The organism is Chitinophaga filiformis (genome assembly GCF_023100805.1).
In the GTDB taxonomy this organism is placed as follows: domain Bacteria; phylum Bacteroidota; class Bacteroidia; order Chitinophagales; family Chitinophagaceae; genus Chitinophaga; species Chitinophaga filiformis_B.
Genome location: NZ_CP095855.1, coordinates 360,748 through 374,012, shown reverse-complemented (window position 1 = coordinate 374,012; position 13,265 = coordinate 360,748). Strand labels below are relative to the sequence as shown.

Annotated in this window: 13 protein-coding genes; 9 read left to right on the top strand and 4 right to left on the bottom strand. The window is 45.6% G+C overall.

All coding sequences use genetic code 11. The features are described 5' to 3' along the window. The first annotated feature begins 9 nt into the window (after positions 1-9). Positions 10-1,239: a multiheme c-type cytochrome gene (locus MYF79_RS01655; protein ID WP_247812257.1), complete on the top strand. Its 1,230-nt coding sequence runs from the start codon at positions 10-12 to the stop codon at positions 1,237-1,239. On the opposite strand, the gene MYF79_RS01650 is transcribed toward MYF79_RS01655, so the two are convergent. After that, a complete protein-coding gene (locus MYF79_RS01650) occupies positions 1,229-1,804 on the bottom strand; it encodes a Crp/Fnr family transcriptional regulator (RefSeq protein WP_247812256.1) in 576 nt (191 codons plus the stop codon). The genes MYF79_RS01655 and MYF79_RS01650 overlap by 11 nt on opposite strands. A gap of 83 nt (positions 1,805-1,887) precedes the next feature. Between MYF79_RS01650 and MYF79_RS01645 the strand changes: the two genes are divergently transcribed. From MYF79_RS01645 to abc-f, 6 genes are all read left to right on the top strand, one after another. Continuing rightward, positions 1,888-2,868 (top strand): NAD-dependent epimerase/dehydratase family protein, encoded by a 981-nt coding sequence (locus tag MYF79_RS01645; RefSeq protein WP_247812255.1) that lies wholly within the window; start codon positions 1,888-1,890, stop codon positions 2,866-2,868. 181 nt (positions 2,869-3,049) lie between these two features. Further along, complete coding sequence (locus MYF79_RS01640) at positions 3,050-5,227, top strand: PQQ-binding-like beta-propeller repeat protein (protein WP_247812254.1); 2,178 nt, start codon at positions 3,050-3,052, stop codon at positions 5,225-5,227. Positions 5,228-5,562: 335 nt separating this feature from the next. Beyond that, positions 5,563-6,636 carry a sensor histidine kinase gene (locus MYF79_RS01635; RefSeq protein ID WP_247812253.1) on the top strand — a complete coding sequence of 358 codons (1,074 nt, stop codon included), beginning with the start codon at positions 5,563-5,565 and terminating at the stop codon, positions 6,634-6,636. Continuing rightward, positions 6,614-7,366: a LytR/AlgR family response regulator transcription factor gene (locus MYF79_RS01630; RefSeq protein ID WP_247812252.1), complete on the top strand. Its 753-nt coding sequence runs from the start codon at positions 6,614-6,616 to the stop codon at positions 7,364-7,366. The genes MYF79_RS01635 and MYF79_RS01630 overlap by 23 nt, the downstream gene beginning before the upstream one ends. A gap of 265 nt (positions 7,367-7,631) precedes the next feature. Beyond that, positions 7,632-8,444, top strand: coding sequence for a 2OG-Fe(II) oxygenase (locus MYF79_RS01625; RefSeq protein ID WP_247812251.1), 813 nt, complete (start codon positions 7,632-7,634; stop codon positions 8,442-8,444). A gap of 481 nt (positions 8,445-8,925) precedes the next feature. Beyond that, on the top strand, positions 8,926-10,515 hold the full coding sequence (gene abc-f, locus MYF79_RS01620; RefSeq protein WP_247812250.1) for a ribosomal protection-like ABC-F family protein: 1,590 nt from the start codon (positions 8,926-8,928) through the stop codon (positions 10,513-10,515). 13 nt (positions 10,516-10,528) lie between these two features. On the opposite strand, the gene MYF79_RS01615 is transcribed toward abc-f, so the two are convergent. Then, on the bottom strand, positions 10,529-10,891 hold the full coding sequence (locus MYF79_RS01615; RefSeq protein ID WP_247812249.1) for a hypothetical protein: 363 nt from the start codon (positions 10,889-10,891) through the stop codon (positions 10,529-10,531). 243 nt (positions 10,892-11,134) lie between these two features. On the opposite strand from MYF79_RS01615, the gene MYF79_RS01610 reads away from it, so the two are divergent. Both MYF79_RS01610 and MYF79_RS01605 read left to right on the top strand, forming a co-directional pair. Further along, on the top strand, positions 11,135-11,401 hold the full coding sequence (locus tag MYF79_RS01610) for a hypothetical protein (protein ID WP_199653877.1): 267 nt from the start codon (positions 11,135-11,137) through the stop codon (positions 11,399-11,401). A 356-nt stretch (positions 11,402-11,757) separates the two neighbouring features. Beyond that, positions 11,758-12,129 (top strand): winged helix-turn-helix transcriptional regulator, encoded by a 372-nt coding sequence (locus tag MYF79_RS01605; protein ID WP_247812248.1) that lies wholly within the window; start codon positions 11,758-11,760, stop codon positions 12,127-12,129. 2 nt (positions 12,130-12,131) lie between these two features. On the opposite strand, the gene MYF79_RS01600 is transcribed toward MYF79_RS01605, so the two are convergent. Continuing rightward, entirely contained in the window at positions 12,132-12,500 is a 369-nt protein-coding gene (locus tag MYF79_RS01600; protein WP_247812247.1) for a VOC family protein, read from the bottom strand. 60 nt (positions 12,501-12,560) lie between these two features. After that, complete coding sequence (locus MYF79_RS01595; protein WP_247812246.1) at positions 12,561-13,145, bottom strand: TetR/AcrR family transcriptional regulator; 585 nt, start codon at positions 13,143-13,145, stop codon at positions 12,561-12,563. Between the last annotated feature and the right edge of the window lie 120 nt (positions 13,146-13,265).

The window sequence follows — 13,265 nt, the reverse complement described above, 5'->3', positions numbered from 1 at the left end:
TCCAACGTCATGAACAAACGCCTGCTATATGTATCCCTGTTGATCATTTCCTGTATTATCATCTTTTCGCAATGCATCCATAAGCAGCCGGGTGAAGATAACAAAGATCTCCGGGGAGAACAATTTGCCGGATCAGCCGCCTGCATGGGCTGTCATAAGCGTATTTATGATAGTTACCTGAGCACAGGGCATTATAAAACTTCCGGCCCTGCATCCCAGGCCCTTATCAAAGGTAGTTTTGTGAACCCTCATAATGTCTTTTCTTACGGCAATGGAACAAAGGTGGTGATGGAAGCCAGGGATAGCGGTCTTTTCCAGGTTGCTTATGGAGATAGTGTTTTGCAGGAACTGCATCGTTTTGACATTAGTGTCGGATCGGGCAGAAAGGCACAGACCTTTCTTTCCTGGCGGAATGGAAAGTATTTCCAGCTGCCGCTGTCCTATTTTATTCCTGCACATAGCTGGGCGAACAGTCCTGGTTTTCCTCCTTCTTATCCAAAATTTGACAGGGTGATACCCAGTACCTGTTTCGGTTGCCATAGCTCCGCTGTGGGTATTAAGAGCGTAAGTATGGAAGGCTTGCAACTGTCTGAAGAGTTTGAAAAAAATCAGCTGGTGTACGGTATTGATTGTGAGCGGTGCCATGGTCCGGCGGCAGAGCACGTGGCTTTTCATACCACGCATCCGCAGGAAAAAGCAGCCATGCATATTACAAAGATCGGTGGTTTGAAAAAACAGCAACAACTGGACATGTGCGCATTGTGTCATTCCGGGCTGGGTACGCCGCAAAAACCTGCTTTTGAATTTAAACCGGGAGATGCCTTGTCTGATTATTTCTTTCCCGATTTCACCCGTCCGGAGAGAGCGGCAGAGGTGGATGTACATGGAAAACAATACCAGTTATTTACTGCCAGTAAATGTTTTATAAAAAGTGATAAGATGACCTGCTCATCCTGTCATGATCCGCATAATAATGAAAGGAACCGGTTACAGGCTTTCTCGCAGCGTTGTATGAGTTGTCATCAGCCGGAAGGACCTGCCTTTTGTAAAATGACTTCACTGCCGGCAGCGGTACTTTCGAAGAATTGTATTGATTGCCATATGCCGGCATTGCCATCAAGGAATATTACCATGCTGACCGAAGGGCAAACCAGCCCTACGCCCGATTCCATGCGTACGCACCTGATAACTGTATACAGGGAAGAAACGAAAGCTTTTATGGCAGCACTTAAGAAGTAGTATGACCGGCGTCTTTCAATAACCTGTTCAGGCTTCTCACGGAAATGCCCAGGTATTCGGAAAGATCCTGTTTCGTAAATGTGATCTGTTGAGATTCCAGTGCAGACAGCAGCTGGGGCAATATTTCCGATAAGGTATATAGCTGTTGTCTTGCTGCTTTTTCAGAGATCCTGGCCAGGCGGGTGGCTATCAGTTCCAGCACAACGCTGCCAAAGGCAGGCAGTGTTTTAAAGAAATGATGGAACTGCACGCTAGTCATAGTATAAACGGTCAGCGGTGTAATGGCTTCTATCGTGCACGTTGCCCTGGTGTGCCTGATGGCTTCGATTTCCCCGAGTATCTCACCTTCTCCCAGGAAATCCAGGATATAATCTCTTTCATTGTTTTCTGTGATGAAACACTTTGTCACCCCCGACCTTATAACATATACACTCTGGAGCGCCTGATCCTGTACAATCAGCCGCTGTTTGGGCTGAAGGGTCCGCAGTGTGATAGCATTGCCGGTGCTTTCATTGCCTGTCAGCTCTTCCATTAAATTCCGCAGTTGCAGATTCGTTGTGATCATATCTGTAAGTGGGACAAATGTCCCAAAATTTGGATGAACACCCCGTAATTTAGGGGTGAAGAACATTAAGATACCACTAACATATGAAAGTTTTAGTTACCGGAAGCGCCGGACATCTTGGAGAAGGGCTGGCCCGTATACTGAAGGCTCAGCACTATGAGGTGATTGGCATAGATATTCTTGCCTCTTCGTTTACAACGCATGTAGGTTCCATCACTGACAGGGACTTTGTAAAAAGTTGTCTTGATGGTGTGGAGGCTGTATTTCATACCGCTACATTACACAAGCCGCATGTAGCCACGCATAGCATGCAGGATTTCATTGATACCAATATAACAGGTACCCTGAACCTGTTGCAGGAATCTGTTGCGGCAGGTGTGGAAGCTTTTGTTTTTACCAGTACGACCAGTGTTTTCGGAGATGCGATGGAGCCTAAGGAGGGCGCACCTGCAGCCTGGATCACGGAAGACGTGACACCTGTGCCCAAGAACATCTATGGCGTTACCAAAGCAGCAGCGGAAGATCTCTGCCAGCTGTTCTTCAGGAACCAGGGACTGCCCTGTATTGTACTGAGAACATCCCGCTTTTTCCCGGAAGAAGACGATAACCGCAAGGTAAGAAATGCCTATGCTGACGATAATCTGAAGGCCAATGAATTCCTCCATCGCCGCGTGGAGCTGGAGGACGCTGTCAATGCACATATACTGGCGGCTAAAAAGGCAAAAGAGATAGGTTTCGGGAAATACATTATCAGCGCCACTACTCCTTTTGTACATGGACATGCTACCTATCTGCGGAATAATGCGTTGTGGGTAGTACAGGGGCTCGTTCCTGATTATGTAAAGGAATATGAGCGGCGGGGCTGGAAGATGTTCCAGGGAATTGACAGGGTATACGTGAATGAAAAAGCCAGGAAAGAGCTGGGATGGAACCCTGTCTATGATTTCAGGTATGTTATAGAGCGCCTGAAAGCGGGAGAAGAACTGCGTAGCCCGCTCGCCAAACTAGTAGGATCCAAGGGCTATCATGCGGAAGCATTCGAAGATGGTCCTTATCCGGTATAAATTGGGGAAGGGGCAGCTGGCAATGAAGCCGGTTGCCCCTTTATTAGAATGGCGGATTCTTTTCCCCCTGTATACTACCGCAAAGAAAGCCTACCTGACAAAGCTAAAATTGTAAAAAAGAGAACAAGGGTAATAAAGGACAGTCCCTGTTTTATTATATTGGATACAAAAGCTTTGTTTAATGAGGAACCTTGTTTGGTTGGTATCGCTGTCCACGTTATTGATACTTACTTCCTGTAAAGATCCTGCTGCTACAAAAGATTATAATACCTGGGCCACCTATGCAGGCTCCAAAGATGGCATCCGTTATTCCGCCAATACGCAGATCAATCCCGATAATGTTTCCCGGCTACAGGTAGCCTGGACATACAGTACACATGATAAGGATACCGCCGGCCGGTCACAGAATCAATGCAACCCGGTGATGGTAGATGGTATATTATACGGCCTCTCTCCCCGCCTGAAACTTTTTGCGCTAAACGCTGCTACCGGCATACAACAGTGGCTGTTCGATCCCGCTTCCGAAGATACTGCCGCCAGGAATGATCCGGCCGTCCTGATGAAGGTGAGCCGTGGTGTGGTATACTGGCAAAGTAAAGATGGGAAGGACAAGCGGATCTTTTACAATGCAGGTAATCGCACTTATGCTATTAATGCTGTGGATGGCAAGCCTGTCAGAAGTTTTGGTAAAGGTGGGTATATTGATCTGTCAGAACACCTTGACCGGCAAACGGAGGGAGATGCCTATGTATCGGGCAATACACCGGGTATTATCTACAAAGACCTGCTGATCATGGGGAGCAGGGTGGCAGAATCGGCGGATGCGGCCCCGGGTCATATCCGTGCTTTTGATGTACGTACCGGCGGGCGCCGATGGATCTTTCATACCATTCCTCATCCCGGTGAGACAGGGTATGATACCTGGCCAGATAAGGATGCCTGGAAAAAACTCGGAGGCGCCAATAGCTGGGCGGGAATGTCCCTGGATGAAGAAAGGGGCATTGTATATGTCCCGACAGGAAGTATAGGTGGGGACTTTTATGGAGGATTCCGGAAAGGAAGTAACCTTTTCGCCAATTCACTGGTAGCGCTGGATGCCGCCACGGGGAAATATCTGTGGCATTACCAGGTGGTGCATCATGACCTCTGGGACCGCGATCTGGCTGCCAATCCCAACCTGGTGACCCTGCATAAAGACGGAAAGACAATTGACGCAGTTGCGCAGATCACCAAGCACGGATATATATTCCTGTTTGACAGAACGAACGGCCAACCGGTTTTCCCGATAGCAGAAAGGGCCGTTCCACAGGAAGCGCTGCCGGGGGAAACGCCATGGCCGACGCAGCCGGTGCCTGTGTTACCGGAGCCTTTTGCCCGGCAGCAGTTCAGCGAGGAAGATCTGACCGACCTGAGCCCCGAAGCGCACCAGGAAATGCTGGAGCAGTTCCGCAAGGTGAAGTATTCCGCCATGTTTGCACCTCCTTCCAAAGAAAGCAGCTGGATATTCCCGGGTTTTGATGGCGGCGGCGAGTGGGGTGGCGCCGCTGTAGACCCTGAAACGCAGATCCTGTATGTGAACAGTACCGAACTTCCCTGGACGCTGACCATGATAGACGCACCCGGGGAGGGTGAAAATGATGCAACCGGGCACAATACCTACAATAAATATTGCATCAGCTGCCATGGCCCCGAACTAAAGGGGAACGGGACCTCCTATCCCTCATTGGTGAACATTGGTAGAAAATACCCAAGGGACCAGATCAGGAAAATAATAGAAAGCGGCAGGAATATGATGCCCTCGTTCAGGCAGATCCCCGATGAAGAGAGAGCTGCGCTGATCGATTTCCTGTTACATACAGAAAGCACGGCTAAAGAACCAGGGGCCCAGGTAAGGGCTAACACCTCCGGGAAGAAGAGCATACTTGACGAGGTGCCCTACACCATGACAGGTTACATCCGCTTCCTGGACAAAGATGGTTACCCGGGCATAAAACCGCCCTGGGGTACTTTAAATGCCGTCGATCTGAATACAGGTAAGCTGCTGTGGAAAGTACCTTTGGGTGAGTTTGAAGCGCTTAAAAAGAGGGGGATACCGCCAACAGGGACCCAGGTATACGGCGGACCTGTTGTTACCAAAGGCGGGTTGATATTTGTTGCCTCCACACAGGATGAAAAGATCAGGGCATTCGACAAAAAGACCGGCCGCCAGCTGTGGCAGGCCGCATTGCCAGCCGCAGGGTATGCTACCCCGGCTGTTTATTCCCTGGAGGGCAGGCAGTACGTGGTAATTGCCTGTGGCGGTGGAAAAGTAGGGAGTAAGTCGGGCGATACATATGTGGCATTTGCCCTGCCGGAATAGGTGTGCCGTACCAGGCATTTCACTTCGGTAGGCCATAATTTCAGTTCAGTACTGATTTTTGTAAGTTCAGTCAGATTGGCCTGTAATTGTCTGGCATTTGCCCCAAATTGCCGTCAAATAAACGGAAGCGATCATGACTAATACTATTCATTATGCGTCACAGCTGTATAAAATAGGTAAATTGCTGAACATTATTAAAATCGTTTTATCTGTTTTATCATTAGGCATACTATATATGATATGGGAGTTGCTGACAAAGCCAGTTCGTCGCGTATATTCCAACTAAACATATTCATCAATAGGATAGTGTGGCCTGGTAAAAAGTCTCACATATTATGGCTACATCCAACTATAAATTCTTGCGACTTTATGGCTATCCTATTTTTTGTTTACTTACCAATCTCATTTTCTTCCTGATTAACCCTTACGAGCGTACCTTCAACGCCTGGAGACAATTCACCGTATTTGATTTTATTGTCAACACCCTGGTGTCATGGTTGTTCCCCTTGCTGGTAATAGAAACCGGTATATGGCTCACCTATATGCTGCACCGCAGGTTGCCCTGGGAAAAGAATATGCGCATGCGCTTCATAGTGCAGCTTATATCGCACATGGGTATTATTCTGCTGGTGCTTTATCTTTTTTTCCACGTTCCCTTCCCGGAAAAATTCGCTTTTAACCAGTTACTTTACCGGCAATCTTCCATCACCGGGATGATCTATTGCCTGGTGATCACCTCCATCTTCGCGGCAGAACATCTCATCAACAGGTTGAACAATGCACGCCTGGAGGCATTTAAGTTGAACGAACTGGCGGTACAGGCACAACTGGATGCCCTGAAGTTGCAGCTGGACCCGCATTTCCTGTTTAATAACCTGAGCGCGCTCACATCCTTAATAGAGGAGAATCCCTCACTGTCTGTTAACTACGTGGTAAAGCTATCTTCCATCTATCGCTATATGCTGACAAACCGTACGCAGAATACAATTGCAATAGCAGTGGAACTCGATTTCATCAGGAATGTGCTTTTCCTGCATCAGATCAGGTATGGGCAGGCCATCCGTATCAATATATCGCCGGAAGTGGAACAGCTGCAAAGTGATATTGCTCCGCTGACCCTGCAATTGTTGATCGAAAATGCCATTAAACATAACCAGTTCACGACCGATTCGCCGCTGATTATCGATATTTACATCGCAGACAATAAGTGGCTGGTGGTGCGCAATAACAAAAATCCGAAGCGTATACAGGAACCAGGGGCACAGCTGGGACTAAAGAACATTACCCAGCGCTATCTGCTGCTAAGCGGCAGTAAACCTGTTATTAGCAATACCGGCAGCTATTTCGAAGTGAAGATACCATTGATGAAAAAAAATGCAAAGGAACATGCTGAGCATACTGATCATTGAAGATGAATTGCCTAATGCCGCAAGATTGAAAAAACTGTTGTTACAGATCGATAAACAAACTGAGATCGTGGGAGAGTTGCAGACAGTACAGGCAAGTATCGACTGGCTGAAAGCGCACGAACACCCCGACATCATCTGTATGGATATTAAACTGACAGACGGGCTAAGCTTTGAGATCTTCGACCATGTACAGATCCGGTCGCATGTTATCTTTATTACCGCTTACGATGAATACGCCCTGAAGGCCTTTGAAGTGAATGGCATTGACTATTTGCTGAAACCATTGGAGGAAGCACAGCTCGAAAAAAGCATCACGAGAATAAAAGGATTAGTTTCCCAATCAAACGGACCAGACCTGCTGGATGTGATCAGGAAGATGCAACACCGGGAAGCAGTATACCGTTCCCGTTTCCTGGTATCTTACCGCGACATGCTGATACCGGTAATGGTAGAGAACATCGCTTATTTCTTTTCGGAACATAAACTGGTCTATCTCGTGACCAGGCAATCGGAACGTTATGCAATAGATATGACCCTGGAAGAGCTGGAGCAGGAACTGAACCCCAGGGATTTTTTCAGGGCCACAAGGCAATACATTGTATCTGCCGGCGCTATACAAAAGATCCACCAGGTATTTAATGGTAAGCTGAAACTTGACCTGAACCCTCCCGCAGAGGAAGTAGTAGTGAGCAGGGAAAAATCCAGTGCTTTAAGGAAATGGTTGAGTTAAGCCGCGGGTTTCCTGTATTCAATCAGCTCCTTTTTTATAAATGTCTTGCCAGCCTTTCTTTCTGTTTTCCAGTACTGTCTATGCATTTTTTTGCGCAGATGTGTGCACCATTCTGCTATTACGGTGAGATGTCCTTTTCTTTTGTAAGCCATGGTAAAGTTAAATAATATTACGAAAATAAATAATTTTTAATTTGATGAGGGTAGCCTAAATTGAATTGTCGTATAGGCGATATGTAATGTTTTTTCATTCAATTTATCATGTCATGAATTACTATATGCCAGATGTTGCCGAGCTACAGGCACTTGCTACCAGGAACCGAAATAAATACATAGAAGGGCATCCGTTTCCGCATATCTATCTGGATAATGTCTTCCCGGAAGAAGCTCTGAATAAGGTGCTCGAAGAATTTCCGGGAGCAAATAATGCACACTGGCAACGATTCCATAATGCACAGGAACTGAAACTGGCATTAAAAGATGAGAGCAACTATGGCGCCTTCACGCGACATTTTATTAATTCTCTGAATTCCCGTCCTTTTCTTAAGTTCCTGGAAGCGCTTACGGGTATAGATGCTTTAATACCCGATCCTTACCTGGAAGGGGGCGGTTTACACCAGATTGTCAGAGGAGGATTGCTGAAGATACATGCCGACTTTAATAAGCATCCTATTACCAACCTTGACCGCCGTTTAAATGTTTTAATATACCTGAATAAGGACTGGGAAGAGGCTTATGGGGGGCATTTTGAACTTTGGGACAGAAATATGGAAAAGGCAGAAGTAAAGATATTACCGCTGTTTAACAGGATGGCTATTTTCAGTACTACTTCCGATTCCTATCACGGCCATCCGGATCCATTGAATTGTCCTGAAGATCGTACGAGGAAGTCCATTGCGCTGTATTATTACACGAATGGCAGGCCTCAGGAGGAAGTGGATCCGGCACTGGGTAGTCATACCACATTATTTAAGATCAGGAGGCACCGGGTGGAAGACTATAAGGGAGGGAAAAGATGGGCGCTGAAAGACTTTGTGCCACCAGTGCTGATGCATGCTTACAATAAAATAAAGTCTTAAGCTATGCCTGCAACAACAGGGCTGAAAAAACGACACGGATTTAATGAATAATGCGCTTAATGTCCATTAAGTTAACAAGAAGGAGTTCTTTTTTTCAGGCCTGTTAAATGCTTAGAACAGCCTGTAAAACAACGAAAGCGTACTGCCCTCCTGCCTGCCGGCGGCAAACCGGTCATAGTGCTTTTGCCGTATTTTCCTGCTTTTGATATGATTCAGGCAATGGTTGTGCGTAGCTACGTAAAGGTAGGAACGGGCACTTTTACCACTTCCAATGCCGCGCGCTTAAAAATTGACGTCGAGGTACACAATGCGGAGAAAGGATTACCCTTACGTGAATGAAAAAATGAAAAAAAGTGTTTAAGTTTGCAGCAATCAAAAGAAAAGACCCGTCAATGTGAGATATAATTTCTTTCAAAACAGATAAGCAGCACTTCCCGAACAGGGTGGGGCTGTATTTATTGGCTTTTAAAAGAAAGGAATTATGTTATTTCTGCAAAATCTCACGTATACCCATCCCAATAAGGATTTATTGTTCGATAATATCAATCTGACTGTTAACAGGCAAGATAAGATTGCCCTTGTAGGCAACAATGGCGCAGGTAAATCTACCCTGCTGAAAATTATCGCCGGTGTACTCCAGCCTTCCGGCGGAGTCATGCAGGTTGATAGTATACCCTATTACATACCACAGCTGTTCGGTCAGTTCAACAATATCACCATTGCACAGGCGCTTCGCATCGAAGATAAATTGAAGGCCCTGCAGGCAATTCTCGGTGGTGATGTAACGGAAGAGAACCTGACAATATTAAACGATGACTGGACTATCGAAGAAAGATGTAAGGAAGCCCTGACCCACTGGGGATTGGAGGAGCTGGATCTTCACCAGGAAATGGCGACGCTCAGCGGTGGACAGAAAACCAAGGTCTTCCTGGCAGGGATCGCTATTCATCAGCCTGAAATAGTGTTGCTGGATGAGCCGAGTAATCACCTGGACAGATCTGGCAGAATGTTGTTGTACGAGTTTATTCAGTCGGCCTCCTGTACTTTGATCGTAGTCAGCCATGACAGGAAACTGTTAAACCTGCTGGATACTGTTTGTGAACTGAGCAAACGTGGTATAGTCGTGTACGGAGGTAACTATGATTTTTACCGTGAACAGAAAATGATTGAAGGCAATGCATTAGACCAGGATATCAGGAGTAAGGAAAAGGCATTGCGGAAGGCCCGTGAAACAGAACGGGAGACGGCGGAAAGACAGCAAAAGCTGGATGCCCGCGGTAAGAAAAAACAGGAGAAAGCGGGACTGCCAACTATATCCATGAACACTTTCAGAAATAACGCGGAGAAGAGTACTGCGCGGATAAAAGGTGTTCATGCAGAAAAGATAGTTACTATTTCCCAGGGACTGAACGAGCTGCGGAAAGACTTGCCTGACATGGATAAGATGAAGTTAGGCTTTGATAATTCCACATTGCACAGAGGAAAGATATTATTTGCTGCGAATGATATGAACCACCGCTATGGTGATCGTTTGCTCTGGCAGCAGGCCTTAACTTTTCAGATCACCAGTGGGGAGCGGATAGCGCTGAAGGGATTGAATGGCTCGGGCAAAACCACATTGATAAATATCATACTGGGCAAACTGGAACCTGTATCAGGAACGGTTAGCAGGGCGGACAACAGGGCAGTGTATATTGACCAGGATTATTCATTGATCGATAATAGCCTTCAGGTGTATGAACAGGCAGAGCGATTTAATGATGCTGCATTGCAGGAGCATGAGATAAAGACCCGTCTTACACGTTTCCTGTTTACAAAGGACTACTGGGATAAGCCCTGCAGTGCGCTCAGTGGTGGCGAAAAGATGCGTTTAATGCTTTGCTGCCTGACTATCAGCGATAAGACGCCTGATATTATTGTATTGGACGAACCTACCAACAACCTGGACATCCAGAATATTGAGATCCTGACCGCTGCGGTGAATGAGTATAAGGGTACGCTCATCGTAGTGTCGCATGACGAATATTTCCTGGAGCAGATAAATGTGGAACGCATACTGGAATTGTCCTGATGCTTGGTATCAGCTACTTTGTTGTATCTGCAGGATGCCAGTCATGTCCGCAAAAGCGACATTGACGGGCCTGCGGTGTCCGGGCGATCAGGTTACACTTAGGGCAAAGGTTTAATGGCAGTACATCCTTGTGTTCCCGCCAGATCCTTTCTACAACCCGGCGTTTCAGCTCATGAGGACCATCTGCAATCATTTCCCGGATGACCTGCTCATCGCTGATCCAGCCTTTTTTCCGCATCATGGCAAGCATAGGTTCGGAGGGGTTATTAGACAGGCACATGAGCGTCTTGTGTGCCTTTAATTCATTTTCTGTCTGGAACTGCAGGCAGTATTCGTAAATATAGTCTTCCAATTCCCTGTATATGATCATATTCATGTCACGTTCACACTTTATTAAAATATGCACGAAATCCTAATATTTCTATCGGATGTCATGTGAAAAAAGTATATATCCCACAATATAGTGCAAAAGCCGGTTTTGGTTTTTCCGTCGACAGCCATCCGGCCTTGAATGATCGTTCCAACATCCTTTCCTTGTATGGTTGAGCCTGATTACCGATTGCTTGTGTTTATTTATATTTGGTAACGATTGCAAACAGATATTCTTATACCTGGAACAATGATTAATACTTATCGCTTTAGAGCCGAGAGCAAACAGGATGTCCTGAAATTGCAGCGCATTCTGGGTGGTGATTATGAGATATCACCTGTTAAAGAAGGATCTTCCGCAGTGGAAGTGCATTTGGAGTCTCCATTCACGATTGAGGAAATTATCCGGTTTATTGAGTCATTACCGAATAGTAATGTAATGTACCAGACGATTGATCATAAGGAGAAGTACACGGGGAAATTGGACCTGGCACGCTACAGGAATATTAACAATTAACTTAGCCGTTTTAGCTAAAACGGTTTATCTGTTCTTATGCCCGTTCAGCTGGTAGATGCTGAATGATGCAATAAGACCGGGAAGTTTCTTCTATACATATTTTAGGTCCTCACGAAGTGGATCGCAGCAGCGGTATGTGCCTGCTCCGTCTACCAATCCGGTACCAACGGTGTAACCATGGCCTTTATTTACGTTCATCTTACATCCTGAACGTAAATTAAGATCATTTCCACACCGTTGATATACTGATTGTATACAAGTTAAACTGTCGGAATTGTCCCGCCATCAATGACATATTCTAGGGACAAATTTTTCCCCATATTGTCAGATCTGACGTATTGGCTAATTTTGTTACTATGTACGAAAGGAAAATTTCTCCGAACCTGCATTGCGGGCTTGACCTCGTTGCCGAAGTGTTGTATGGCAAGTGGAAGCTCCGCCTGTTGTGGTTTATCAATGAAGGATATAAACGCCCCAGCGAACTGCAAAGGAAAATTCCTGATGCCTCAAGAAGAGTGCTTAATATCCAGTTGAATGAACTCGAAGCGCATGAATTGATATCAAAGGTTGTCTATCCACAGGCGCCGCCGAAAGTTGAATACAGTTTAACTGCTTTCGGGGAAAGCCTGATCCCGGTTATTGCCGCACTGGGCAATTGGGGAGATGGAAATGCGGGCCGTTTAAGGGAGGTGATTTCAAAGCGGATGGCACGCAATCAGGAGCAATGATATCAGTTCAGGTAATGCGCCACCTCAATAAACAGATTGTCAAAGTAAAAATAGAAGCCGAAACTATTTCTTATTTTCTGAGGCTCCCGCTCAAGTGATATACCGCCGGTCTTTAGCTTTGAGAAAATGTCATTCACTTTTTCTGCACTGTCAAGTATAAACCCAATATGAAATGCATCAGGATAGGCGGTATTCTCACCCTTGTTAATTTTTGAAGACATCAGTACAAGCGTAAAATCGGCCGGGTTTGTCAATACAGCAATCATGTTGTCGCCTTTCGTTTCCAGACATTTGAAATCAAAATGAGATTCAAAGAATGTTGTTGCGGCTGCAACATCTGATACGGGTAAGTTAAGGTGGTTAATTGTCATTTCTCTAAGATTGATGTTAATAATAAATGAATGTTCGTTCTTTTATGAAGGAAAATTTTTTTATGGACGCAGGGATTTTATTACTAACCTGAATAGCTGTTTCAGCTTCTGTTCTGTCAGCGTAAAGGGTTTACCGGCCATCGTGTTCTCAAAATGAAATTTCACCAGCGTGTAAAACGGACCATAAGCAACCGCCCAGTATTGTTCAGCCGGTACATCTACCAGCTCTCCTTTCTTAACGGCGTTATCCACAAAGTCGTTCATTACCTTTCTGAAAACACTTGGTTTTATGTCTTTGTGATTAATAAGGGGAGAATTACGGAATTGCTCTGAAAACTGATATTCCAGAGGGTTCTGGCAAATGTTTTTAAAACGGTTCTTCCATTGTAACCATAGCCCTTCCTCAAATGACATGTCGGCCGAAAAACCGGTCAGGGCATCCCTTTCAAATTTTTCCCATACACTTAAATAAAGCTGGTTCAGCAGGTCTTCGCGATTTTTGAAGTAGATGTAAATAGTTGAGGCAGAGATATTGGCCTCTTTTGCCAATTTCTGCATACTAAGACCATCAAATCCTTCTTTTACAATCATCTCGATCGCTTTTTCCCGGATGGTCAGCTCCTTATTTTCATCTTTAACTCTCATACTGCAAATATAAACGAATAATCATTCGGTTTAGAAAATATTTTTGAACTTAGTTCCTGATTAAGCGGATTATTAATCCCTTTATTAAGATCCTGCCTGTTAAATTGTAGCGAACCAAAT